The sequence below is a fragment of the Streptomyces sp. NPDC055189 genome (genome assembly GCF_053606765.1).
This window is the reverse complement of the sequence record NZ_JBSGSG010000003.1, coordinates 28,185-52,945: the sequence shown is the minus strand read 5'-3', so window position 1 is coordinate 52,945 and position 24,761 is coordinate 28,185. Positions and strand designations below refer to the sequence as shown.

Annotated in this window: 20 protein-coding genes; 11 read left to right on the top strand and 9 right to left on the bottom strand. The window is 70.6% G+C overall.

Features of this window, described 5'->3' with window-relative positions:
- Window positions 1-149: 149 nt before the first annotated feature.
- The 4 genes from ACWFR3_RS03510 to ACWFR3_RS03495 all read right to left on the bottom strand — a co-directional run bounded on the left by ACWFR3_RS03510 (window position 150) and on the right by ACWFR3_RS03495 (window position 3,316).
- Complete coding sequence (locus tag ACWFR3_RS03510) at window positions 150-1,133, bottom strand: SagB/ThcOx family dehydrogenase (protein ID WP_453732860.1); 984 nt, start codon at window positions 1,131-1,133, stop codon at window positions 150-152.
- A gap of 23 nt (window positions 1,134-1,156) precedes the next feature.
- A complete protein-coding gene (locus ACWFR3_RS03505) occupies window positions 1,157-2,320 on the bottom strand; it encodes a SagB/ThcOx family dehydrogenase (RefSeq protein ID WP_453732859.1) in 1,164 nt (387 codons plus the stop codon).
- Between the two features lie 90 nt (window positions 2,321-2,410).
- Entirely contained in the window at window positions 2,411-2,545 is a 135-nt protein-coding gene (locus ACWFR3_RS03500) for a hypothetical protein (protein ID WP_453732858.1), read from the bottom strand.
- A 63-nt stretch (window positions 2,546-2,608) separates the two neighbouring features.
- Window positions 2,609-3,316, bottom strand: coding sequence for a hypothetical protein (locus ACWFR3_RS03495; RefSeq protein WP_453732857.1), 708 nt, complete (start codon window positions 3,314-3,316; stop codon window positions 2,609-2,611).
- Between the two features lie 243 nt (window positions 3,317-3,559).
- Between ACWFR3_RS03495 and ACWFR3_RS03490 the strand changes: the two genes are divergently transcribed.
- Window positions 3,560-6,484 (top strand): AfsR/SARP family transcriptional regulator, encoded by a 2,925-nt coding sequence (locus tag ACWFR3_RS03490; RefSeq protein ID WP_453732856.1) that lies wholly within the window; start codon window positions 3,560-3,562, stop codon window positions 6,482-6,484.
- Between the two features lie 73 nt (window positions 6,485-6,557).
- Here the strand turns inward: ACWFR3_RS03490 and ACWFR3_RS03485 are convergent, their stop codons facing one another.
- Together ACWFR3_RS03485 and ACWFR3_RS03480 are read right to left on the bottom strand one after the other, a co-directional pair.
- The gene (locus ACWFR3_RS03485; RefSeq protein ID WP_453732855.1) at window positions 6,558-8,003 is read right to left on the bottom strand and encodes a glyceraldehyde-3-phosphate dehydrogenase; all 1,446 of its coding nucleotides are present in this window, start codon (window positions 8,001-8,003) and stop codon (window positions 6,558-6,560) included.
- 108 nt (window positions 8,004-8,111) lie between these two features.
- Window positions 8,112-9,080: an SMP-30/gluconolactonase/LRE family protein gene (locus ACWFR3_RS03480; protein ID WP_453732854.1), complete on the bottom strand. Its 969-nt coding sequence runs from the start codon at window positions 9,078-9,080 to the stop codon at window positions 8,112-8,114.
- 322 nt (window positions 9,081-9,402) lie between these two features.
- Here ACWFR3_RS03480 and ACWFR3_RS03475 point away from each other — a divergent pair, with 322 nt between their 5' ends.
- From ACWFR3_RS03475 to dctA, 4 genes are all read left to right on the top strand, one after another.
- The gene (locus ACWFR3_RS03475; protein ID WP_453732853.1) at window positions 9,403-10,767 is read left to right on the top strand and encodes an FAD-dependent oxidoreductase; all 1,365 of its coding nucleotides are present in this window, start codon (window positions 9,403-9,405) and stop codon (window positions 10,765-10,767) included.
- Window positions 10,768-10,893: 126 nt separating this feature from the next.
- Window positions 10,894-11,778 (top strand): LysR family transcriptional regulator, encoded by an 885-nt coding sequence (locus ACWFR3_RS03470; RefSeq protein WP_453732852.1) that lies wholly within the window; start codon window positions 10,894-10,896, stop codon window positions 11,776-11,778.
- 128 nt (window positions 11,779-11,906) lie between these two features.
- Window positions 11,907-12,962 carry a tartrate dehydrogenase gene (locus ACWFR3_RS03465; RefSeq protein WP_453732851.1) on the top strand — a complete coding sequence of 352 codons (1,056 nt, stop codon included), beginning with the start codon at window positions 11,907-11,909 and terminating at the stop codon, window positions 12,960-12,962.
- Between the two features lie 95 nt (window positions 12,963-13,057).
- The gene (gene dctA, locus ACWFR3_RS03460; protein WP_453732850.1) at window positions 13,058-14,449 is read left to right on the top strand and encodes a C4-dicarboxylate transporter DctA; all 1,392 of its coding nucleotides are present in this window, start codon (window positions 13,058-13,060) and stop codon (window positions 14,447-14,449) included.
- A gap of 5 nt (window positions 14,450-14,454) precedes the next feature.
- On the opposite strand, the gene ACWFR3_RS03455 is transcribed toward dctA, so the two are convergent.
- Both ACWFR3_RS03455 and ACWFR3_RS03450 read right to left on the bottom strand, forming a co-directional pair.
- Window positions 14,455-15,642, bottom strand: a complete 1,188-nt coding sequence (locus ACWFR3_RS03455; protein WP_453732849.1) for an acyl-CoA dehydrogenase family protein — start codon at window positions 15,640-15,642, stop codon at window positions 14,455-14,457.
- A gap of 56 nt (window positions 15,643-15,698) precedes the next feature.
- Window positions 15,699-17,264: a class I adenylate-forming enzyme family protein gene (locus ACWFR3_RS03450; protein WP_453732848.1), complete on the bottom strand. Its 1,566-nt coding sequence runs from the start codon at window positions 17,262-17,264 to the stop codon at window positions 15,699-15,701.
- A gap of 153 nt (window positions 17,265-17,417) precedes the next feature.
- On the opposite strand from ACWFR3_RS03450, the gene ACWFR3_RS03445 reads away from it, so the two are divergent.
- Window positions 17,418-18,014: a TetR/AcrR family transcriptional regulator gene (locus tag ACWFR3_RS03445; RefSeq protein ID WP_453732847.1), complete on the top strand. Its 597-nt coding sequence runs from the start codon at window positions 17,418-17,420 to the stop codon at window positions 18,012-18,014.
- On the opposite strand, the gene ACWFR3_RS03440 is transcribed toward ACWFR3_RS03445, so the two are convergent.
- The gene (locus tag ACWFR3_RS03440) at window positions 17,981-19,345 is read right to left on the bottom strand and encodes an MFS transporter (protein ID WP_453732846.1); all 1,365 of its coding nucleotides are present in this window, start codon (window positions 19,343-19,345) and stop codon (window positions 17,981-17,983) included. The two genes, ACWFR3_RS03445 and ACWFR3_RS03440, sit on opposite strands and share 34 nt — an antisense overlap.
- 149 nt (window positions 19,346-19,494) lie before the next feature.
- Between ACWFR3_RS03440 and ACWFR3_RS03435 the strand changes: the two genes are divergently transcribed.
- The 5 genes from ACWFR3_RS03435 to ACWFR3_RS03415 all read left to right on the top strand — a co-directional run bounded on the left by ACWFR3_RS03435 (window position 19,495) and on the right by ACWFR3_RS03415 (window position 24,736).
- Window positions 19,495-20,775 carry a serine hydrolase domain-containing protein gene (locus ACWFR3_RS03435; RefSeq protein WP_453732845.1) on the top strand — a complete coding sequence of 427 codons (1,281 nt, stop codon included), beginning with the start codon at window positions 19,495-19,497 and terminating at the stop codon, window positions 20,773-20,775.
- A gap of 151 nt (window positions 20,776-20,926) precedes the next feature.
- Window positions 20,927-21,670, top strand: coding sequence for a class I SAM-dependent methyltransferase (locus ACWFR3_RS03430; protein ID WP_453732844.1), 744 nt, complete (start codon window positions 20,927-20,929; stop codon window positions 21,668-21,670).
- Window positions 21,671-21,801: 131 nt separating this feature from the next.
- Complete coding sequence (locus ACWFR3_RS03425) at window positions 21,802-22,917, top strand: FecCD family ABC transporter permease (RefSeq protein ID WP_453732843.1); 1,116 nt, start codon at window positions 21,802-21,804, stop codon at window positions 22,915-22,917.
- A complete protein-coding gene (locus tag ACWFR3_RS03420) occupies window positions 22,917-23,732 on the top strand; it encodes an ABC transporter ATP-binding protein (RefSeq protein WP_453732842.1) in 816 nt (271 codons plus the stop codon). Before ACWFR3_RS03425 ends, ACWFR3_RS03420 begins: the two co-directional genes overlap by 1 nt.
- A complete protein-coding gene (locus ACWFR3_RS03415; RefSeq protein ID WP_453732841.1) occupies window positions 23,729-24,736 on the top strand; it encodes an ABC transporter substrate-binding protein in 1,008 nt (335 codons plus the stop codon). Before ACWFR3_RS03420 ends, ACWFR3_RS03415 begins: the two co-directional genes overlap by 4 nt.
- Window positions 24,737-24,761 lie beyond the last annotated feature (25 nt).

The following is a 24,761-nucleotide window of genomic DNA, read 5'->3' as shown; positions in this document are numbered from 1 at the left end:
GTCCCAAGGGCCGTCCCAGTCCGGCTCCGCACCCCTGAGCCAGGCCGCCGGCGGACACGTGCGGCAGAACCACCGCACCGCGTCGGCAAGAACCCCGGCCAGCACCGGATCGAGGTCGGGGAGAGACCCGAGCCGCGCGCTCACTGCGGTCAGCCCGTACTGAGGGAGTACATGATCTGGTGGCGCGCGTCGGAGAGCCCCAGGAACGCGTTGCCCTGCGAGTCCCGTGCGGCGGGGCTGATGTGGGTGGACTTCCGCAGTGCGGTGGCGCTGAACAGGAGGTAGCCCATGGCGTGCGCCGCGTCCAGCCACAGGTGGCGCAGCGCCCGTTCGTGGCGGTAACGCCACTGGTAGCGCTCGAAGTCGGCGGCCAGGACCACGGTGGCCGCGGCCGACAAAGGGGCGGGCTGGCCCACGAGGATCTCGGACATCCGCCGGCGCAGGGCGTCGGTGTCCGGCCGGCCGGGCAGAGGGCTCAGGCCGTCCTCCGCCACGTCGTAGCGGTAGACGCCCGGTGCCAGGCCGTCCACCGCGTAGGCCACGACGTAGAGGTCCAGCGCGCTGCCGAAGCTGGTCAGGAGCGCCAAGGGGTCCTCGGCGGCTGCTGCCTGGTGGGCCAGGGCGGCCCGCATCTGCGCGCAGCCGGTGTACAGGATCCAGCCCAGTTCGGCCGAGGAGAAGGGCCGTCGCCGGGGCCGGGGCACCGAGCGCCTGGCGGCCAGGGTGCCTCCGACGTCGAGGTTCGCGGAGACTTCCCGGTGGTCGAGGTGGATCGTCGGAGGGTCGGTGTGCGTCGGCTGCGGCGGGTCGCCTTCGGCCAGGTAGGTGCCCAGGACCCGGCGCCGGATCTCGCCGTCCGGGTCGTCCGCGTCGGCGTACTCGGAACGCCGCGAGAACAGGTAATAGGGGGCGCACCACTCCCAGTTGCGCTCGATCCACAGATCGAAGTCCCCGCCGTCCCTCTCCGGTGTGTCCTGCGACTCGCCGATGAGAGCGCCGAGTTCGGCGCGGCGCGGCCCGTCGTAGACGTACTCCAGGGCGGCCGCGGTGGACAGGCCGAACTTTCTGGCGCTGCCCGGCCGGACCAGTTCGAGCCGTCGGGCGTTGTTCTCCTGCGCCGGGAGGGCGCGCACGTAACTCAGGCTGACCATGTCGTTCACGGCCTTTCGGGCGAAGGGGGTTCGGGGACCGGCCGGCCGTCTCCCAGGGCGACCGAGAGCAGCGGGGCTTCTTCGTCCGGCGCGAGGCGCAGGACATCACCGATGACCGCGTCGTCGATGCCGTGCTGCCCGAAGACGGAGATGCCCGTGGCCCGCCCCACGATCTCCGCGGTGGTGAGCAGGTGGCCGACGTCCATGAACAGGGTGCGGAACGTGCGCGGTTCGCGATAGCGGTACATGTTGCGGCCGAACACGCTGGTCATGACCAGGACGGCGCGGACGGGGAACGGCGCCCGCAGCGCCCCGAACAGTGCGCGACGCGAGCGCTCGGTATCAGAATCGGCGACCTTGCACAGCTCGTCGTCGCCGCAGGAGTAGTGATACCAGCCCGCTTCGAGCCCCGGCACGTCGAAGACGCACACGTACCCCTCCGAGGGATGGCGCGCCCCGCCCGAGGGGCTGGTGCGCCGGATGAAGGGGGCCGTGCCGGGCCCGCCGCCCTTGCTCTCCAGGATGCCGAACACGACGGACATCAGGCGCAGCAGGGCCTCCGCGTCCATCGTGTTCGCGCGGCGGGGAGTTCCGCTGAGCTCATCGAGCCCGGCGGTCAGGGTTGGCAGGATGTCGGTGACCCGGGGCGCCGGCAGCCCCTGTGCTGCCGATTGGTCCCGGTCCGCGGGCTTGTACCGCCGGCCGTCGAACTCGGCGTCGCGGTAGGCGCGCATGATGGCGCGGTCCTGCGTCCAGCCGTCGGCGCTGTAGTCGTAAAAGGGGTAGTCGAAGGTCATCAAGTGGTGGTCGGCGGCCTCGGCCCAGCCGTACGCCCGCCATTGGGCGAGCAGTTCGTCCACCCAGCGGCTCTGCTCCGAGGGGTCCGCCGCCACCAGGATGTCCTGGTCCAGGAGCGTCGTGAACGTCTTGGTCAGTTCGTCCACGGGTGCGTCCGCGTAGTCGGCGACGGCGTTTACCGCTTCTGCCAGGGTGGTCGGCCCCGCGGCGAGTACGCACAGCGCCACGGCGTGCCTGCCGATGGCGAGCCGGCGTTTGGTCACCAGATCGACCGCGAACCATTGCCGGTTGCCGAAGGAGTCCGGCGGCAACAGCCGCACGGCGGGACTGAGCCGGTAGCGTCCGTCGGTCTTCAGGTCTGCGGTGTGCAACTCCTCGTGTCCCCTCATATGTCGCCCGGGGCACCGGCGCGGGGACACAGCAGCCCCGCGCCGGCAGTCTCAGGTGATTTCTCGGTGGGTTCAGCCCATGTCGGGGCGGTACTGGATCAAGGCCGCGGAAGCGTCCTCGACCTCGGTCACCGCGAAGTCGTCGATGTCGGGTACCGCGGTGTGCGTCTCGGTCTCTTCCGGCTGCGGAGCGTTCTCTTCGCCCATGCGTCCATTCCTTTCTCGGTGTTCTCTCTGCGTCCCGCGTTCTTTCTGCATCCCGCCGAGGGCTCAGGCCTCCGGCGGAAACTCGACGTCGCCGCTGCGTCCGGCCGTGTTCCTGGCGGCACGGAATCCGAAGCTGAGCAGGACGATCTCCTCGCCGCCGGTCACCGGAGTGCGCCCGTGCGGCGCGAACACCCCGTCGAAGACCAGGATTTCCCGCTCGGCGAGGTCCACGAAGCGGCGGCGGCGCCCCTCCAGGAAGACGGTGCGGCTGCCCGCGCTCCCGTCGCCGGACGGCTTGCGGTGCAGGCACAGGAGGAGGGTGATGTCGCCGTAGCGCTCGTCGTCCAGGTGCAGTTCGAGGGCGCTGCCGTCGAACAGGTAGCCCAGGTAGGTCGAGGCATGGGGCGGCCGGACCGCGACGCCGGTCACCGACTCGACGTACCGCGCCAGGTCCACCGTGCGCACCAGTTCCCGGGCCAGCGGGCCGAACTTGGCATTGACCTTGCCGTTGTTGTGCTCGGGGTCGCTACGGATTCCCTCGCGCGCCTCCGCGAGCAGGGCGGCGCGCCGCTCGGGGGTGAACCACAACGGCCGGTCGGTGCGCGGCCGGTCGGTGAGCCGCCGGTCGGCCAGCCGTGCGGCCGCCTCGTCCACGCGGCGGCCCACCACGGTCCCGGGGCCCGGCAGGTCCCTGACGGTGACCGTCCTGCGGAACCACCGTGTCCATGCGAGCGTGGCCGATACTTCCTCGGCATCGTGCAGCGCACTCATCCTCCCGTTGCCTCCCCGCAGCCCCACGGCCGCCGATGTCGCTGACGGGAGAAACGGTGCGCCGCCGCGCTGTCACGCCGGTCACTTGCCGGTCACGCGCGCCGCCCGGGGCAACGTCGTTCCCGGGTGTCACCGGAATGTGGGGAGATCGCAACGACCCCCGCCCGGCAGTCACAGTCTGCGATACCTTCGTCACGGTGCGCTGATAAAGCGTGTTCGGGGTGGGTGTGGACGGGGGTCTCGATGAGCTGGGAATTCGGGTTGCTGGGGCCGATCGACGTGGTGTGGGACGGTGTCGTCGTGCCGATCCCGGCCACCAAACAACGCATCGTGCTCGCCACCCTCCTGCTCGACGCGGGGCGCGTCGTCCCGCTGGACACCCTGGTGGACCGGCTGTGGGACGAGGACCCGCCGGGCGGCGCCCGCAACACCCTGCAGAACCACGTACTCAGACTGCGCCGCGCCCTCGGCGGGGCGGGCGGCCACGGTCCGGTGCGGACCCATCCGCGCGGGTACGCGATCGAGGTGGCCGACGGCGAGCTCGACCTGCGGCGCTTCGACCTGCTGATGCGCCGCGCCAAGTCGGCACTGTCGGTGCACGACGCGGAAGGCTCCTCCGCGCTCCTGGCCGAGGCTCTGGGACTGTGGCGCGGACGTCCGCTCTGCGACGTCCCCTCGGCGGCCCTGCAGCGCGACGTCGTGCCCGCCCTGCTCGAACGCCGCCTGGTGGCCCTGGAACTGCGGGTCGGCGCCGACCTCGTACTGGGCAGGCATACGGAACTCCTCCCGGAACTGGCCGAGTTGACCTGCTCGCACCCTCTCCAGGAGCCGTTCTGGGCGCAGCGGATGCTGGCCCTGCACCGCGCCGGGCGCCAGGGCGAGGCGCTGCACTGCTATCGCACGGTCAGGGCGCTGCTCGCGGAGGAGCTCGGCGTGGATCCGGGCGCCGAACTGCGCGAGCTGCACCGCCGGATGCTGGCCGACGACCCCGAGCTGGCCTGGTCGTCGCCGGGCGGCCGGGCGACCACCGTCCGGGGCAGCGCTCCGGCCGCCGCGACTGTCCCGGAGCGGGGCCGCGGGCTGGGCGGCGGGCTGCCCGCCGAGACGACCTCGTTCGTCGGGCGGGACCGGGAGCGGGCCGAGGCCGGGCGGCTTCTGGAGGTCGCGCGCCTGGTCACCCTGACGGGCGTGGGCGGGGTCGGCAAGACCCGTCTGGCGCTGCGGGTGGCCGCCGACGCGGCGGGCTCGTGCCCCGACGGGGTGTGGACGGTGGACCTGGCCCCGCTCACCGACCCCAGACTCCTGGACCGGGCCGTGTGCGAGGGCCTCGGGTTCCATGACCAGTCCGCGCTTCCGGGCCGCGAGGTCCTCGTACGGCGGCTGCGGGACATGCGCACCCTCCTGGTCCTGGACAACTGCGAGCATGTCGTGACCGCCACCGCCGATCTGGTCCACACGCTGCTGCGCGCGGCCCCCGGTCTGCGGGTCCTCGCCACCAGCCGTCACCTCCTGCGCGTCCAGGGCGAACACGTGCTGCCCCTGGCGCCGTTGACCCAGGACGAGGCCCTGCGGCTGCTGTCCGACCGGGCGGCGGCGTCGGCGCCCGGCGTGCGGGTGGTCGAGGCGGGCGGCGGCGCGGCCCATCAGCTGTGCCGGCGCCTGGACGGCATTCCGCTGGCGATCGAACTGGCGGCGATCCGCCTTGCCACGTTCTCGGCGGAGGAGATCCTGGAACGGCTCGACGACCGCTTCCAGTTCCTGGCCGACACCGACACCCGCGGCACCCCGGGAACGCCGCACACCCCCGCCTCGCGCTACGTGCGTACGCTGCGCGGCGTGGTCGACTGGAGCCACGACCTGTGCACGGAACCGGAACAGGTCCTGTGGGCCCGCCTCTCCGTCTTCTCCGGTGACTTCGGACTCGAAGCGGCGGAGACGGTCTGCTCGGGCGACGGGATCGACCGCGAGCAGCTCGTACGCCTCCTTTCGGGACTGATCGACAAGTCGATCCTGAGCATGGGCAGCCGGGAGAGCCGCACCCGCTACCGGCTGTTGGAGACCATCCGCCAGTACGGAGGCCGCCGGCTGCGGGCCCTGGGGCAGGAGACGGTCCTGCGGCGTCGGCACCTGGACTACTACCGGACCATGGCGGCCACGACGGCGGCGCAGTGGTGCGGCCCCCTGGAGGTCGAAGGGCTCACCGCTCTCCGCCGCGAACTGCCCAACATCCGGGCCGCCCTGGACTTCAGCGCCACCCACCCCGGCGAGGCGGGGGCAGGGCTTGAGATCACGGTGAACCTCACCCGCACCCGCTTCTGGTTCTTCAGCAGCACGCTGGGCGAGGGACGCCACTGGTTCGAGCGGACGCTGGCACCGGTCGGGCCGTCCCCCGGCCCGGACCCCGCACTGATCGGAGCCATGACCCTCCAGGCGTGGGTGGCCATGTGCCAGGGCGAACAGGACACCGCCCGGACCTATCTGACCGCCTGCTACCGCTTGGCCGAGCGGGCTCCCGGCGGCGCCCCGCTCCCGTCCATCCTCTTCATCCAGGGTGCCGACGCCATACTGATCCGCAGCTGTCCCACGTCGATCGCGCTGTTCGACAAGGCCCGCCACAGGATGGGGGAGGCCGGTCTCACCGGGGACGCTCACATGGCGACCATGCTCTGGGCGATGGCCTGCACCTTCTTCGGGGAACGGGACGCGGCGTTCGCGGCCTGCGAGGAGTACGTGGCCGACGGCCTGGCCCGCGGCGGTTCCTGGGCCTGCTCGTGGACGCAGTGGGTGCACGGACTGACCGAACTGCTGCACGGCGACCCGCATGACGCGGCCCGCCTGATCCGCGAGAGCCTCGTCCCCCAGTGGGACATGGACGATCGCTGGGGGCCCGTGTGGGGCGTGGAATCCCTCGCCTGGGCCGCCGAAGCGACGGACGAACCCGACTACGCCGCGCAACTCCTCGGCGCGGCCGCCCAGTTGCGACGGGTGACCGGGGTCGCTCTCGGTGGCCTCGCACCCTTGCACGACGTCCACACACGGACGGTCGTACGGGTGCGCCGGGCGCTGGGGGAGAGCGCGTACGTGGCCGCCTTCGCCCGGGGGACCGTCGCGGGCGCGGCGGATGTGCCCGGTCTTGTCCTGCGGCAGCGGGTGCCCGACCGGCAGTGACGAGAAGGACGGCGGAGGGGCCCTGCCCGGATAGCGGTATCCGGGCAGGGCCCCTCCGTGAAAGCTGCCGCGATCAGGCCACCGGCACCGGGTAGGTCGGGTACTCGACCCCGGAGACGTGCTGGACGACGCGGATCACCTGGCACGAGTAGCCGAACTCGTTGTCGTACCAGAGGTAGAGGATCGCGTTGTCGCCGTCGACCTTGGTGGCGCCCGCGTCGACGATCGAGGCGTGGCGCGATCCGACGAAGTCCATCGAGACGGCGTCGGGAGCGGTCGTGAAGTCGATCTGGCGCTTCAGCGGCGAGTGCAGCGAGACGTCGCGGAGGTGGTCGAGGACCTCCTCGCGGGTGGTCTCGCGGCCCAGGCGCAGGCTCAGGATGGCGATCGAGACGTCCGGGACGGGGACGCGGATCGAGCTGCCGGTGATGGGCGCCTTGAGGTCGGGCAGCGCCTTGGCGACGGCGGAGGCGGCGCCGGTCTCGGTGATGACCATGTTCAGCGGCGCGGAGCGGCCTCGGCGGTCGGCCTTGTGGAAGTTGTCCAGGAGGTTCTGGTCGTTGGTGAACGAGTGGACGGTCTCCACGTGGCCGCGCAGCACGCCGTACTCGTCGGCCATCGCCTTGAGCGGCGGGACGATCGCGTTGGTGGTGCAGGAGGCGCAGGACAGGATCTGCTCGTCCGGCTTGATCATGTCGTGGTTGACGCCGTGCACGATGTTCGGGACGTCGCCCTTGCCCGGCGCGGTCAGGACGACCTTGTCGATACCGGGGCGCAGGTGCTGGGAGAGCCCCTCGCGGTCGCGCCACTTGCCGGTGTTGTCGATGAGGATGGCGTCCTTGATGCCGTACGCCGTGTAGTCGACCTCGGAGGGGTCGTTGGCGTAGATCACCTTGATCACGTTGCCGTTGGCGACGATCGTGCTGGTCGCCTCGTCGACGGTGATCGTGCCCTGGAACTGGCCGTGGATGGAGTCGCGGCGCAGCAGCGAGGCACGCTTGACGATGTCCTGCTCGCCGCCCTTGCGGACGACGACGGCGCGCAGGCGAAGGCCGTTGCCGGAGCCCGCCTTCTCGATCAGCAGGCGGGCGACGAGGCGGCCGATGCGGCCGAAGCCGTAGAGGACGACGTCGCGTCCCTCGCGGCTCTCGATCTTGTTCTCGCCCGTGGCGCCGGCGACGGCCTCGGCGGTGAACTCCGCCACCGACAGGCCGCGGTCGTCGGCCCTGAAGGACTCGGCGAGCAGGCCGATGTCGATCTGCGAGGGGCCGAGGTCGAGCGTGGTGAGGGCCTTCAGGAACGGCAGCGTCTCGGTGACGGAGAGTTCCGCCCCGGCTATCTGACGGGCGAATCGGTGGGTCTTCAGGAGGCTGACCACCGACTTGTTCACCAAGGAGCGGCTGTGGAGCAGGACGGTGACGTCCCGCTCCCGGTGCAGCTTCCCGATGATCGGGATCATCGACTCCGCGATCTCCTCGCGGTTCTTCCAGTTGGTGAACGAGTCGTCATTGACAGTCACAGGTTTATCTTTCGAGCTAGGCGACGCTCATATGCTAACCCGGCGCCACTTTGATCTTTCAATCGGTGCCGCCCGACGCCGTCCGGCCTCGAATCAAAGGGGCGCGGTTCAGAGGGGGACGGCGACGGCGTTGAACGTCGTCGTGGGCTCCTGCGGGCTGGTGAAGCGGGCGTTGACGAGATAGAGGCGATCGCGCCGGCGCGCCGCGGTGGTGGGGACGTCGAAGCGGGGGTCGGTGATGGTGCGGCGCAGGGTGGCGGTGGTGGCCTTGGCGTCGAGGTGGAACACGCTGACCTTGTTGAGCCGGTTCTGGACGACGTACAGGGTGCGGCCGACGCGCAGGAGCCCGTCGCCGTTGACCACGTCGCCCGCTCCGACCAGCGTGATCTCCGTGGCGTGCCCGGTCGTGAGGGGGACGCGGTAGAGCTTGCCCGGCGTGCTTCTGACGACGATCAGGGCCCGGCCGTCGGGGGCGTCGACGATGCCGTTGGCGTTGATCACGTCCGGTGTCTGCTCCCAGTCCCCGCCGAGCGGCAGCGCGCGCACCGTGCCTCTGCGGCCGCGCGGCACTCCGTACAGCACGCTGTCGCGGGAGTCGGTGAACCAGGCGCGGTCGCCGAGCAGGGCGACGTCATTGATGAAGTGGCCCTCCGCCTCCGTCAGCCGGTAGGTGTGCACCAGCTGGCGGCTGCGGGTGTCCAGGACGCGTGCGACCCCGGTGTTCCCGGCGATGTAGAGCAGGCCGTCGTCGTCGATCTTCAGGCCCACCGCCACCGTGCCCGCGGCGCCCTCGTGGAAGACTTCGCCCCGGCCGGTGCGCAGGTCGGCGCGGTAGACGGCGCCGTTGGCGCGCGATCCCAGGTAGGCGTACGGCTTGTCCCCGATGGTGATGCCCTCGGGCAGGAAGCCGTCGGGGAGCGCGAACTCGGTGGGCCAGGCGGCGCCCCGCGCGCTCCGTGCGCTGTGCGGGGCGGCGGCCGTGGCGGTGCCGGTCGTCGCGGCCAGGGCGGCGACGGCGGCGCCGCCGATGATGGTGCGGCGGGACGGCTGGGAGTGATTTCGGTGACTACGGTTCATGGTTCCGGGCCTCCGTGAAGAGCGGAAGATGCGCGGAGTGAGAGTCGACCAACTCCGTTGCACAGGGTGAGCTCGGACCCAACTCGGTTGCGGGTCAGGTGAGTTGACAACGAGGTGCCATCTGCCCGAGTTCCCCGGCGCCCCGCCCGTATCTCCGCACGCCTGGAAGCGCGGCGGCCCCCGGCCCGGCTCAAACCCTTCCTACGTGACCCCATAAGCTGGCCTTATGGGGTCATAGGTCCGACCCGAGTACTAACTTAGGATTGCCTTAGTTTAGGCTTCCCCACGAGCCCCACGTCTTCGCTCGAAGGGAAACCTGATCATGTCTCGCCCTCTGCGGGTAGCTGTTGTCGGAGCCGGTCCGGCCGGCATCTACGCCGCCGACGCGCTGCTGAAATCCGCAGCTGCGGTCGAGCCCGGCGTCTCGATCGACCTCTTCGAGCGGATGCCCGCGCCGTTCGGCCTCATCCGCTACGGCGTCGCCCCCGACCACCCCCGGATCAAGGGCATCATCACGGCCCTGCACCAGGTCCTCGACAAGCCGCAGATCCGCTTCTTCGGCAACGTCGACTACCCGCGGGACATCGACCTGGACGACCTGCGCTCCTTCTACGACGCGGTGATCTTCTCCACCGGCGCGACGGCCGACCGGGCCCTCGACATCCCCGGCATCGACCTCGACGGCTCCTACGGCGCGGCGGACTTCGTCTCCTGGTACGACGGCCACCCGGACGTGCCGCGCACCTGGCCCCTGGAGGCGGAGAAGGTCGCCGTCCTCGGCGTCGGCAACGTCGCGCTGGACGTGGCGCGCATCCTGGCCAAGACCGCCGAAGAGCTGCTGCCGACCGAGATCCCGGCCAACGTCCACGAGGGCCTCAAGGCCAACAAGGCGCTCGAGGTGCACGTCTTCGGGCGCCGCGGCCCCGCGCAGGCCAAGTTCAGCCCGCTGGAGCTGCGCGAGCTCGACCACTCCCCGAACATCGAGGTCATCGTCGACCCCGAGGACATCGACTACGACGACGGCTCGATCGCGACCCGGCGCGGCAACAAGCAGGCCGACATGGTCGCCAAGACCCTGGAGAACTGGGCGATTCGCGACGTCGGCGACCGCCGGCACAAGCTCTTCCTGCACTTCTTCGAGTCGCCGACCGAGATCCTCGGCGAGGACGGCCAGGTCGTCGGCCTGCGCACCGAGCGCACTGCCCTCGACGGCACCGGCAACGTCAAGGGAACGGGCGAGTTCAAGGACTGGGACCTCGGCGCCGTCTACCGCGCCGTGGGCTACCTCTCCGACGAGCTGCCCAAGCTGCCCTGGGACGTCGCCTCCGGCACGGTGCCCGACAAGGGCGGCCGGGTCATCGAGGAGACCGGCGAGCACCTGCAGTCCACGTACGTCACCGGCTGGATCCGCCGCGGCCCCGTCGGCCTGATCGGTCACACCAAGGGCGACGCCAACGAGACGGTCGCCAGCCTCCTGGACGACCACGCCAACGCCCGTCTGCACACGCCCGCCGCCCCCGAGCCCGAGGCCGTGAACGCCTACCTCGCCGAGCAGAACGTCCGTTTCACCACCTGGGAGGGCTGGTACCGCCTGGACGCCGCGGAGAAGGCCCTCGGCGTGGCCGAGGAGCGCGAGCGCGTGAAGATCGTCGAGCGCGAGGACATGCTCAAGGCGAGCGGCGCCTAGCAGCGGATCGGCGCCGGGCAGCAGGTCCGGCGCCCCCTGCTCCTCACGTCGGACCCCGGCCGGGGCGCACCCGGTGTGCCGGCATGTACCCGGCGTGCGGTAGGCACCCGGCGTGAGGATGTACGCATGGACGTTCGTCAGCTGGAGTACTTCCTCGCCATCGTGGATCACGGTGGTTTCAACCGGGCCGCCTCGGCGCTCTACCTCTCCCAACCCTCGCTGTCCCAGGCCGTGCAGGCACTGGAGCGGGACCTGGGCAGCAGCCTGTTCCACCGGATCGGCCGCCGGGCCGTGCTGACCGAGGCGGGTTCGGCACTGATCGAACCCGCCCGCGCGGCCGTGCGCAGCCTGGAGACGGCCCGCGCCAGCGTCAGCGCGGTGCACGAACTGCGCGAGGGACGGTTGGACATCGCCGCCATGCCCTCGCAGGCGGTGGAGCCGCTGACCACGATGATCCGCGCGTTCCGCGGCCGGTATCCCGGAGTGTCGGTGAACATCCGGGCCGCCTTCACCTCGCGCGACGTCGTCGACATGGTGCGCACCGGCGCCGCCGAGCTGGGGCTCCTGGCGACGTCGGGCCCGCTGACCGGCAAGGAAGTGGTCGCCCATGCCGCCGGGGAGCAGCGTTTCGTCCTGGTCACCCCGCCCGACGGCCCCTTCCCGGCGGGTCATCCCGTCGCGTGCGAGGAACTGGCCGGGAAGCAGCTGATCGTCGGGCAGCGCGGCACCGGGATGCGCGCGTACGTCGACGGGCTGCGCGAGCGGGGCATCGACTTCGCGATCGCGGCCGAGACCGAGCACCGGGTGGCCATCCTGCCGCTGGTGCTCGCGGGGGCCGGGCTCGCCGTGGTCACCGAGTCCTGGCGCACGATGGCCGAGCGTGCCGGCGCGCTGGTGCTCGACATCGAGCCGAGGACGACGCTGCAGGTGGCTCTGGTCAGCCGCCGTGCCGAACAGGCCCCGGCCGCCCGCGCCTTCGTGACCTGCGCTCTCGCCGCCGTCGAGAGCTGAGCGAGAACTGATCCAGGGCCGGAGCGAGAATGATCCAGGGCCGGAGCGAGAGCTGATAGGGCTGCCTTATAAGGCAGATCGGCAGAGCGTCTTGGACGGCTTCATGGCCTGATTGCTGCAATCGGCACATGACCCACCACCACATCGCGCTCATCCCCGGCGACGGCATCGGCGCCGAGGTCCTGCCGCCCGCACAGCAGGTCATCGACGTCGTCGGCGCCCGCCACGGCTTCCGTGTCTCCTACACCTCGTACGACTGGTCGTGCGAGCGCTACGTCAACGAGGGCGCCATGATGCCCGAGGACGGCATCGACCAACTGCGCGACAAGGACGCCATTCTGCTCGGCGCGGTCGGCTACCCGGGCGTGCCCGACCACGTCTCCCTGTGGGGACTGCTGATCCCGATCCGGCGCAGCTTTCGCCAGTACGTCAACCTGCGCCCGATCCGCGTCTTCGAGGGCGTCGACAGCCCGCTACGAGCTGCCGCGCCCGGTGAGGTGGACTTCGTCGTCGTCCGCGAGAACGTCGAGGGCGAGTACAGCGAGATCGGTGGCCGCCTGAACCGGGGCTTCCCGGAGGAAATGGCCGTACAGGAGTCCGTGTTCACCCGCGCCGGAGTGACCCGCGTCCTCGACTACGCCTTCGAGCTGGCCGCACAGCGCGGCGGAAGGCTCACCTCGGCCACCAAGTCCAACGGCATCGTGCACACCCTGCCGTTCTGGGACGAGCTGGTCGCCGAGCGCGGCGCCGAATACCCGCAGGTGAGCTGGGACCAGGAGCACATCGACGCGCTGGCCGCCAAGTTCGTCCTCGACCCGGCCCGCTTCGACGTGGTGGTCGCCTCCAACCTCTTCGGCGACATCCTCAGCGACCTGGCCGCCGCCGTGGCCGGCTCCATCGGGATCGCCCCGGCCGCCAACCTCAACCCCGAGCGCACCCACCCTTCGATGTTCGAGCCGGTCCACGGCTCGGCCCCCGACATCGCGGGCCGGGGCATCGCCAACCCCCTCGGGGCGATCTGGTCGGCCGCCATGATGCTGGAGCACCTCGGCCACGGCGAGGCGGCCACCGACATCACCGACGCGATCGCCGCGGTGCTCGCCAAGACCGACGTGCGCACCCCGGACCTGGGCGGCAACGCCACCACGACCGAGTTCACCGAGAAGCTCGTCGAACTCCTCTGAAACTCCTTAGACGCGCGCCCGGCCAGGGGCGCGGGCCGCCCGCACGGACGCCCCGTCCCCGGCTGCATTCACGTTCCTCGACGAGGAGAAACGCCATGGCAGCAACCGAGTCCGAGACTTCCCCCGCGACCCCGGCCGCCCCGCGGCCCAAGCCCTGGTACAAACAGCTGTACTTCTGGGTCCTGACCGCGATCGTCGCCGGCATCCTCACCGGCTGGCTCTGGCCCTCCGTGGGCGTCGCCCTCGAACCCGTCGGCACCACGTTCGTCTCCGCCATCAAGATGCTCATCACGCCGATCGTGTTCCTGACGATCGTCGCCGGCATCGGCGGCGTCGACAGCCTGCGCCGCGTCGGCCGGGTCGGCCTGAAGTCACTTCTCTACTTCCAGGCGGGGACCCTGGTCGCCCTCGCCGTCGGGCTGATCGCCGTCAACCTGTTCCGGCCCGGCGCCGGGGTCCACGCCCACCCCGGCGACCTCCAGCTGTCCGGCGACGCGGCCCAGTACGTCAAGGACGGCGAGAACCAGAGCTGGTGGCACTTCCTCACCGACATCGTGCCCTCCAGCGCGGTCGGAGCGTTCGCCGAGGGCAAAATCCTCCAAGTGATCTTCTTCGCCGTCCTGTTCGGCATCGCGCTCAAGGCCGTGGGTCCCGTGGGCGCCCCGCTCGTCGACGGCATCAACCGGCTGAGCACCGTCGTCTTCAAGATCCTGCACTACATCATGCTGGCTGCTCCTGTGGGTGCCTTCGGTGCCATGGCCTACACCATCGGCAAGTACGGCATCTCGACCCTCACCAGCCTGGGCCAGCTCATCGGGCTCTTCTACGGGACCTCGCTCTTCTTCGTGGTGGTCGTCCTCGGCGGCGTTCTCGCGCTACTGAAGATCAACGTCTTCCGGCTGCTCGGTCATCTGCGCGAGGAATTCCTCATCGTCCTGGGCACCTCGTCCTCCGAGAGCGTCCTGCCGCGCGTGATGTCCAAACTCGAAGGGCTCGGCGTCCGGCGCGACATCGTCGGCCTGACGGTGCCCACCGGCTACTCCTTCAACCTCGACGGCAGCTCCATCTACCTCTCCCTGGCCGCCGTCTACATCGCCCAGGCCACCGACACACCCCTGACCATCGGGCAGCAACTCGGTCTGCTCGCCGTGATGATCCTGACCTCCAAGGGCTCCGGAGGCATCACCGGCGCCGGGTTCATCGCCCTGGCCGCCACACTGTCCACCGTCGGAACGGTCCCCGCCGCGGGCATCATGCTCATCTTCGGCATCGACAAGTTCATGTCGGAGTGCCGTGCCCTGACCAACCTGGCGGGCAACAGCGTCGCCACCCTCGTCGTCGCCCGCTGGGAAGGCGTCCTGGACACCGCACGCGTCAACCGCGTCCTGCACTCGGGAACCCCCGAGCCCGATGCGGTGCCGGAGTCCGAGCAGGTCACGGAGCAGCCGCAGAGCGCCGGCGCGCCCGCGGCCCTCGCCAGGACATGACCGTGTCAGGCGAGCAGCCTGGCGATGCCGTTGCGCTGGATCTCTGAAGTCCCGGTCAGGACGCGGAACATGCGGATCTTGCGGAACAGGAATTCGATCTCGTTGCCCCGGGTCAGGCCCTCCTTGCCGTGGATCTGGACGGCCTGGTCCAGGGTCCGGAAGGCGGACTCGGCGACGAAGAGCTTGCACATGAAGGCTTCGGCGTGCGCGTCCTCGCCCCTGTCCAGTGCCGCGAGCGCCGCGTACGTCATCGACCGGGCCGCGTAGAGCTCCGTGGCCATGTCGGCGACCTTGTGCTGGATGGCCTGCAGCGCGAGCAGCGGCGTGCCGCCCGCGACCGTGCGGTGGCGGGTGCGGTCCAGGGTCAGGTCGAGGGCGCGGCGCGTCGCGCCGATGACGGTGGGGCAGTGCAGCAGCCGGTTGGTGGTGACGCGGCCGAGTGCGATGCGCATGCCCTTGCCCTCCTCGCCCAGGAGGTTGGCGGCGGGGACGTGGCAGTCCTCCAGGACGATGTCGCTCTCGATGTGCTCGCCGGACATCGGGGTCGCGCCGTCCTCGACGCGGCAGCCGGGGCTGTCCAGGTCGACGAGGAAGGCCGAGAACCGCGGCTTCTCGCCCTCCTGCTCGCCGGTTTTGGCCATGCGGGCCACCACGATGGCGAAGTCGGCGAACGGGCCGGCCGAGGAGAACACCTTGTGGCCGGTCAGCCGGTAGCCGTCGCCGTCGCGGACGGCGGTGGTGCGCATGGAGCGCACATCGGATCCCGCGTCGGTTTCCGTGAGGGAGAAGCAGCAGGCGCGCTCGCCGCGCACCAGGGGCAGCAGATACTTGGCGAGCTGGTGGTCGGTGGCGTACTTGAGGATGTCGCCCGCGCGCAGCGGGCCGCCCATGTCGCCCAGGACGCTGTGGGCGAGGACCCGGCCGCTGGCGCCGATCTCCTCCTTGAGGGCGGCGAGCTGGGTGTAGGTCAGGTTCTGGCCGCCGTACTCCTCGGGCAGGTGGATGCCGTAGAAGCCCAGCTCGCGGCTGCGACGCCAGACGGGTTCGAGGTCGGCGCGGGTGAGGCGGCTCTCGTGGTGGAGGCCGCGCGCCCGTTCGTGGTCGGCCAGTTCGCCGTCCAGGTAGTCGCGCAGCCGGCCGACGAGGTCGGCCAGGTACGGGTCGTCGTAGGCGGGGCGCAGGGAGAAGGTCATGTCGGGTCGTTCCTCGTTCAAGGGCGGCGGGAGTGGCTGCGACGGGGGTGTACGGATCAGTTCACGCGGCGGACGGCATCGGCCCAGTACGGCTCGCGCACCGCCCTGCGGTCGAGTTTTCCGTTGCGGTTGTGGGGGAGTTCGGCGACGAAGTCCACGGAGCGGGGCTTCTTGAGGCGGTCCAGGCGCTCGGCGCAGAAGGCGATGAGCTGCTCCGCACTGATGGTGGCGCCGGATTCCGCGACGACGACGGCCTTGACGGCCTCGCCCCACGTCTCGTCCGGCACGCCGATCACACAGGCTTCCCGGACGGCGGGGTGTTCGTAGAGGGCGGATTCGACCTCGGTGCAGTAGATGTTGAACCCGCCGGAAATGATCATGTCTTTCTTGCGGTCGACGAGGAAGAGATAGCCGTCCTCGCGCATCCATGCCAGGTCACCGGTGTGCACCCACCCGTCGCGGAAGGTCTCGGCGGACAACTGCGGCTCCTGCCAGTACTCCCGTACGCAGTCGGGGCCGCGCACGATGACTTCGCCGATCTCGCGCGGGGCGCGCTCGCGGCCGCTCTCGTCGACGATCCGGATCTCGGTGTCGTAGGAGGCCCGGCCGCAGGACTGCAGCAGTTCCGGGTCCTCTTTGACGGCGCGGGCGATCTCCTCGCTGCTCAGTCCGGCGACCACACTGGTGGTCTCGCCCAGGCCGTACCCCTGGGCGACGACGGGGCCGAAGAACTCCACGGCGTCGCGCAGGCGCTGGGGCGAGATGGGCGCGCCGCCGATGCGCACGCTGGTCAGCGAGGACAGGTCCCGGGCGGCGGAGTCGGGGTGGGCAAGGACCATGTTGAGCATGGCGGGCACGAGGAATGTCGCGGTGATGCGTTCCTTCTCCACCGCCTCCACGAAGGCCTCGGGGCTCCAGGCGGGCAGGACGTGGGTCGTGGAGCCGCCGAACACCCCGGCGAGCAGGCCCATGCCGGTGGCGTGGGTGATGGGGCCGCAGGCGAGATAGCGGGTGCCGGGCCGGGGGCGGGACTCGTCGCTCATCAGCTGCTTGCGCATGTTCGCGAGCCGGTTGCCGACCGTCTGCACGGCGGCCTTGAGGGCGCCGGTGGAGCCGGAGGTGAAATTCAGGACGCAGGGGGCGTGTTCGTCGAGGTCGACGGCGATCGGTTCCCCGCCGCCCTCGGCCAGGAGCGTCTCGTAGGCAATCACCCCCGCATCCCCTTCTGATGTGCCGTCGAGCGGGACCGACAGGCAGTCCGTGCCGGCCTCGGCGATCGCGGCGAGGGCGTCCTCGCGGTGGGCCGCGTCGTAGACGAGAGCGCGCACGGGGGCGTAGCGCAGGATGTGCGCCATCTCCCCGCGGCCCAGGCGGGCGTTGACCGGAGCGCGCATCAACCCCGCCTTGTACAGGGCGAACTCGACCTCCACCAGCTCGCCCCGGTTCCAGGCGAGCGAGGCCACCGCGTCGCCGGGACGCAGGCCGCGGGCGATCAGCGCGGAGGCCAGCCGGTTGGTCGTGGTGTCGAGCCGGTCGTAGGTCCACGAGCGGTCCCCGCAGACGAGGGCCGTCGCCTGCGGCCAGTAGCGGGCGCTGCGGGTCAGATAGGTGCCGAGATTCATCGCGGTTCTCCGGAGCAGTGCAGGGGATGTGTGGCGCGAAGCATGAAAATAAACAAGCTGCTCAATAACAGACAGCTTGTTCAGTAACCTCTGGACTGTCAAGAGTCTTCTAGACTGGGGCCGCATTCACGACTGCGGGCGAGGAGGGCCGACATGGCCGAGGACAGGCGGACACGACGCTCACGGCGGGCTCTCGGCTCGGCGTTGGTGGAACTGGTCCTCGAGCGGGGCTTCACCGCGCTGACGGTGGAAGACATCACCGAACGCGCCGACGTGGCCCGCGCGACCTTCTACGCGCACTTCAAGGACAAGGAAGGCCTGTTCGCGCGCGTGACGTCCGACCTGCTCGACGAGCTCGCCGAGCGACTGCGCCCGGCCATGGCCGACAGCGCCGTCGGTTTCACCGGCAAGCCGGTCCTGGAGATGCTGCGCCACGCCCGCGACGAGCGCGACCTGTACCGCATCGTGCTGCGCGGCGAGGGCGACGGCAAGCCGCTGCAGATGTTCGTGGACAACTGCGCACGGGTCACCGCCGAGGAGTTCCGCGCCCGCGCCGATCGCAACGGAGTCGAACCGCGCATGGACGCCGACCTCCTGGCCCGCGTCTGGGTGGGCGAGCAGATCGCCGTACTGCGCTGGTGGGTCGAGCAGGAGACACCGCCGATGCCTCCCGAAGAGGTCGTACGCCAGCTGCTCGACCTGGCCCTGCGCGGCCGCTACTGGGCCAGCGGCTTCGACGCGCCGGCCTGAGCGGGCGCATCGGGGGTGAGGCCGAGCCGCAGCGCGTCCCGCTCCGGACGTATGCACAGCAGTGCGGTCAGCCCGCTCAGGAGCATGACCGCCGCCGAGAGCAGGAACGATCCGGTGTAGCCCGCGCTCTGCGAGTCCGCGGTGTCGAGCAGATGACCCGTGAGATACGGGGCGATCAGGCCCGGCAGCGTCCCCGTCGCGGCGACGATCCCGAAGAGCGCTCCGCGCTGCTGGGTGGGCACGACGGCGGCCGTCGTCATGTAGTGCAGCGGGAAGACGATGGCGTTGCCGCCGAACGCCACCGCGATCAGCAGGACTTGGGGCCAGCCGTCCCCCACGAAGGAGAAGCTCGCCATGGCAAGGCCGGCGACGAGGACCGCGATTCCCTGCGGCGCTCCGTTCGCCCAGCGGCTGGACACGCCCCTGCGGCGCAGCGCATCGGCGAACGGCGAGACCGCCAGGAGCAGCACGAAGCTGAAGGCGGAGATGCCGCTGATGACCGTCGCCGCGCCGCCCGGTGTCATGTCGAGCTGGGTCCTGAAGTACGCGGGCAGCCATGCGTGGCTGATGGCCAGGGCCCATGAGGCGCCGAATGCACTCGCGATGCTGCCGATGACCGTGCCGTTCAGCAGGAGCTTTCGGTAGGGCAGGCGGGGTTCGCGCGACTGCTGCGGCCCGCTCGCGCCGGAACTGGCGGGGCGCGCCTGACCGTAGGGGCCGTCGTGTCCGACCCGCCACCAGATGAGGCTCCACATCAGGCTGACCGCCGCGAGTGCCGCGAAGGCCGAGCGCCAGCCGAAGGCCGTGATGAGCCAGGTGACGACGGGTGCCGCGATCAGCGTGCCCAGGGCGGCGCCGCTGATCTGCAGTGCCGACGGCAGGCCGCGCCGGTCGAAGGGGAACCACTTGTAGAGCGCGTGCATGGACATCGAGGCGGCAGGGCCCTCGGCCGCGCCGAGCAGCACCCGCCCCGCGATCAGCGTCGGGACCGCCGCCACGATCAGCACCGGCAGCTGGGCCACCGCCCACAGCAGGGACATGGTGAAGAGCAGTGCCCGGCTGGAGATGCGTGACGAGACGAAACCGACGACAAGGCCCGAGAGGCTGAACAGGATCGAGAACGAGCTGGAGATCATGCCGTACGTGCTGTTGCTGATGTCCAGCTCGTCCATGATCGGCACGGCCGCGAGCCCCAGAACGGACTTGTCGGCGTAGTTGATCAGCATGAACGCGACGATCATCGCGGTGATCAGCCAGGCGCGCCGCCGGTCGAATGCGGGTGGGGCTGCGGTGTCTTCGAGGGTCATGGACGTGGTGTGCGGGGTGGCCATGAGGACTCCTGCGGTCGGGGGAGCAGGGGCGAGTGCGGTTGCGGCGCAGAGTACTGAACAGTTTGTATGTTAACGATTAGAGTGAAGTGAATCTATGGCTTGATGATGCCGAGCTGCTGCCGACCTGAGGCCGCTGATGGGAGCAACCCATGACTGAATCCGTGACCGAATCCATGGCTGAATCCGTGACCGAATCCGTGACGGGCCGCACGACGACCGGACCCGCGACGACTGGACCCACGACCGAGACGGCGCCGCTGAGCGACCTCATATGGGCCCGCGGATACACCGACCCCGCGTGGGTCCGGCGCTACACGGCCGCGGGCCGCGAGATCTCGCCCACCCGGCGGGTGTGGCGGGGCCCGGCGCCCGCCCGCGACCTGCCCGCCGACCCGCACGACCTGGACTCCCTGGAGATCACCGCTCCGGACGGGGCCACGCTCAAACTGCCGGAGGTGTTCGCCGCCGCGCAGACCGACGCCGTCGTGGTCCTGCACCGCGGATCCCTCGTCCACGAGCGCTACTTCCACGGAACCCAGCCGCACAACCCGCACTTCAACGCCTCGGCGGCCAAGTCCTACACCGGTCTCGTGGCAGCGATGCTCGCGCACGAAGGACTCCTGGACCGCACGGCCCTGACCTCGCACTACGTCCCCGAGCTGGCGGGAACGGCGTTCGGGGACGCCAGGGTCGACGACCTGCTGCACATGGGCACGCAGATGAGCTATGCGGGCCGGCGCTTCGACAAGGCCATCGAGGCGCAGCGCTACTTCGCCGTCGTGGGGCCCCAGTTGCGGCCCTACGGCTACAGCGGGCCCACCAGCATCCGCGAACACCTGGCCACCGCACGGGCCACCGGCGCGCCGGGCACCGAGTTCCGCTACGAGAACGGCAACGTCGAAGCCCTCGCCGAGGTCCTGCGCCGCATCACCGGCATCACCACCTCCGCCCTGCTCAGCGAGCTGATCTGGTCCCATCTGGGCGCGGAGGAGGACGCCTACTACACCCTCGACGGCGAAGGCATCGAAGCCGCGTGCGGCGGATTCAGCGCCACGGCCCGCGACGTGGCCAGGCTCGGCGAGATGCTCCGCCGCGGGGGAACGGTCGGGGAGCGGCAGATCGTGCCGGAGGCCGTGGCCACCACCATCACGAGCGGGGTCCCCGACGGCTACCCCCGGCGCGTCCGATTCCCGGCCGCGCCCCCCGACTCGCCCGCCACGCTCTCGTACCACGACCTGTGGTGGATCCCGAACGACCCCTACGACTCCTACATGGCCAGCGGAATCCACGGCCAGCGCCTGTTCGTCTCACCCGGACTCGATCTGGTCGTCGTCCACTTCGCCTCCCAGGTCATGTCGCCCGCGGTGCCACCGGCCCCGCTCGTCCGGGCCTTCCTCCAGATCGGCACCCGCCTCGCCGGCCGGAACTGACCGAGAACCCCTCGGAAACCAGACCCGGGAACCCCTCGGGAACCAGAAGAGACCCGCAGCCGACCCTTGGTGAGCAAGTCCCGTACGCACACGGCCCGCGCAGCCGCGGCGTGCGGGCCGGAACAGCCCACTGGATCGAGGTCGCGGCAGCATGCACTGGTACGAGGACGACGGATTCTGGTCCGACTTCTCCGAGACGATGTTCTCCGAGCGGCGGCGGGCGGAGACGGCGGACATAGTCGCCGGTTCGCCGCTGCTCGTGTTCCCGGCGGGAAGCCGCGTCCTCGACCTGTGCTGCGGGCCCGGCCTCTACCTCGTGCCGCTGGCGCGCCGCGGCTACCAGGTCACGGGGGTGGACCTCAGCGCGGAACTCCTGAAGCGGGCGCAGGCCGTGTGCGAGGACGCCGCGGCCGACGTCCGCCTGGTGCGGGCGGACATGCTCACCCACGTCGAGCCGGACTCGTACGACGTGGTGCTCAACGTCTTCACCTCCTTCGGCTACTTCGACGACCCGCGGGACAACTTCCGAGTGCTGCGCAACGCCCGTGAATCGCTGGTGCCGGGCGGGCAGTTGCTCATCGACGTGATGGGCAAAGAGGTCCTCGCCGGCTGGATCGGCCGCCCTCAGATCGTCGAACTCGACGGCGCCTACGTGGTGCAGCGCGACACCGTCCTGGACAGCTGGACGCGGCTGCGCACCGACTGGACGCTCGTGCGCGACGGCATCGCACGCGAGGCCTCCCTCACCTCCTTCCTCTACAGCGCGGCCGAACTGCGCCGCCTCTTCGAGGACGCCGGGTTCACGGATGTCGAGTGCTTCGGCGGCTTCGACGGTGAGCCCTACGACCACCACTCCAAGCGCCTGATCGTGCGCGGGACCAAGCCCGGTCGGTGACCGGGGCAGTTCGTGCATCTCCCTGTCGATCGACGGGAACTCGGCGGCGCCACCCGCCGACTACTGGAGCGTGCCGCGCCGCGCAGGAGCGGCCCTGCCGCTGCGAACTGCCCGACGGGCGAAGGGACTTCATGACCGAGGCCACATCAAGGACCGCCGCCCCTCCGCAGGCGGCCCCGCACGAGCCGACGGCAAGACAGGAGGGCAAGGCGGGCCGCGGTCGGCTCGTGACCACGCTGACGGTGCTCTCCGTGACCCTGGTGATCTCCGTTCTGGCCGGGATCGCCCTCGGCCCGACCGTCGTACCGCTAGGGGACGTCGTACGGTTCCTGACCGCCGCCCTCACCGGCGGCAGCATCGGCGCCGACGAGGTCAGCGGATACTCCATCGTCTGGCACGTGCGCACCCCGCGGGTGCTGCTCGCCGCCGTGGTCGGAGCGGGGCTCGCGGTCGTGGGCGTCGCCATCCAGGCCCTGGTGCGCAACGCCCTCGCGGACCCCTTCGTCCTCGGCATCTCCTCCGGCGCGTCCGTCGGGGCCACCGCCGTCGTGGTGTTCGGGGTCTTCGCCGGCCTGGGCGTCTACGCCCTGTCCGCCGCCGCCTTCCTCGGAGCGCTCGGCGCCACCGTGCTCGTGTACCTGGCGGCGCGCGGGCCGCTGGGCCTGACGCCGCTGCGGCTCGTGCTCACCGGAGTCGCGCTGGCGTACGGGTTCCAGGCCTTGATGAGCGTGCTCGTCTTCCTCTCGCCGAACGGCCAGGCCGCGCGCACGGTGCTGTTCTGGCTCCTTGGCAGTCTCGGCTCGGCGTCCTGGCAGTCGCTGCCCCTGGCGGCCGGAGCCGTCCTGGTCACGGTCGTGGTGCTGCTGCGCCAGAGCCGCTCCCTGGACGTCCTGTCGCTGGGGGACGAGACCGCGGCCAGCCTGGGCGTGGACGCGGAAGCCCTGCGGCGCAGACTGTTCCTCCTCACGGCGGCCGTCACCGGCCTGATCGTCGCGGTCAGCGGTGCGATCGGCTTCGTCGGGCTCGTCCTGCCGCATGTCGTGCGCATCCTCGTCGGCTCGACGCACCGCCGCGTCCTTGCCGTCGCGCCGCTCGCCGGAGCCTGCTTCCTGGTCTGGGTCGACCTCGTCGCCCGTACCGCCTTCGCCCCCGAGGAACTGCCCCTCGGGGTCATCACCGCCCTGATCGGCGTACCGGTGTTCATCGTGCTGATGCGCCGCCGCGGCTATCTGTTCGGAGGGCGCTAATGACCCTCGTACTCAGGGAGTTGTCCGTCGAGACGGCGGGGCGCGCCCTCGTCGACCGGCTGAGCATCGAGGTGGACGCCGGGCGGATCGTCGGGCTCGTCGGACCCAACGGCAGCGGCAAGTCCACCGCCCTGCGCTGCGTCTACCGCGCGCTGAAGCCGACCTCCGGCGCCGTGCTCCTGGACGGCGCCGACCTGACGTCGCTCAAGCTGCGCGACAGCGCCCGCTCCATCGCCGCGCTCACCCAGGAGAGCCACACCGAGCTCGACTTCACCGTCGAGGAGGTCGTGGCGCTGGGCCGCGCCCCGCACGCCCGCGGCAACCAGCCGCTGACCGCGCGCGAACGCGCCCTGTGCGGGCAGGCGATGGACCGTCTGGACGTCACCCACCTCGCGGACCGCAGCGTGCTCACCCTCTCCGGCGGCGAGCGCCAGCGCGTGCTCGTGGCGCGCGCCCTGGTCCAGGAACCCCGCGTCCTGGTCCTCGACGAGCCCACCAACCACCTGGACATCCGCCACCAGGTCGAGCTCCTGTCCTTCCTGCGCGGATCGGGCCTGACCGTGCTCACCGCCCTGCACGACCTCAATCTGGCGGCTGCCGCCTGCGACAGCATCGCCGTCCTCAGCTCCGGCTCGCTGGTCGCCACGGGCAGCCCGGCCGAGGTCCTGAACCCCGAGCTGATCCGCAAGGTGTTCGGCGTCGACGCCACCGTCGTGCACCACCCGCGCACCGGGACACCCCAACTCGTCTACGACCTCGCCCCCACCGGCGCCCCGGCCCCCGCCGCCGCCCGATCAGAAGGATTCCGCCCATGACCCGACCACCGCTGCCCCGCGCCCTGGCGGCCGCCGTACTCCTGACGACCGGACTCCTGGCCACCGGCTGCGGCGCCGAGGTCGAGCCGGCGGCGAAGAACAAGACCACGACCGTCACCGTCTCCAACTGCGGCAAGGACGTCACCTACACCCGCCCGAAGCGACCGGTGGCCTACGACGTCAGCGGCGCCGAGAAGATGTTCTCCCTCGGCCTCGCCGACCGGATGCGCGGCTACGTCATGAACAAGCTCGGCGATCCCTCCATCAAGGGCTCGCCCTGGCGCAAGGACTACGCCGACGTGGAGCGCCTGGGCACCGAGCGCATCACCCGGGAGATCGTCGTCGACGCCAAGGCCGACTTCGTCTTCGCCGGGTGGAACTCCGGCTTCAGCGAGGAGCGCGGCATCACGCCCGCCCTCCTGGAGAAGGTCGGCTCCGCCAGCTACCTGCATACCGAGACGTGCTGGGACTACGGCGACAAGAGCGTCGACGTCACACCCCTGGAGGCGCTCTACACGGACCTGGACAACCTGGGCCGGATCTTCGGCGTGGAGAAGCGGGCCGACAAAGTCGTCACCGACCTCAAGGGGCGTGTCACCGCCCTGAAGAAGACCTGGCCCCAGAAGGGCGACCCGGCCAAGGTCTTCGTCTACGACTCGGGCACCGACCAGCCCTTCACCGCCGGACGCCACGCCGCACCCAACGACATCATCAGGGCCGCCGGCGCCACCAACGTCTTCGACGACCTCGACAAGGGCTGGACCACCGTGGGCTGGGAGCCCGTGATCAAGGCGAAACCCGAGGTCATCGTCATCATCGACTACGCAGACCAGCCCGCCAAGGACAAGATCGCCTACCTGAAGTCGCTGTCCAGCCTGAAGTCGGTCCCGGCCGTCAAGGAGAACCGCTTCTTCGTGATGTCCTACGGCGACGCGGTCAGCGGCCCGCGCAACGTCAAGGGCGCCGAGCGCCTGGGCGGCTACCTCCGGTCGGTCGGGCGGTGACCCCCTTGCGCACGGCGGCAGCCCC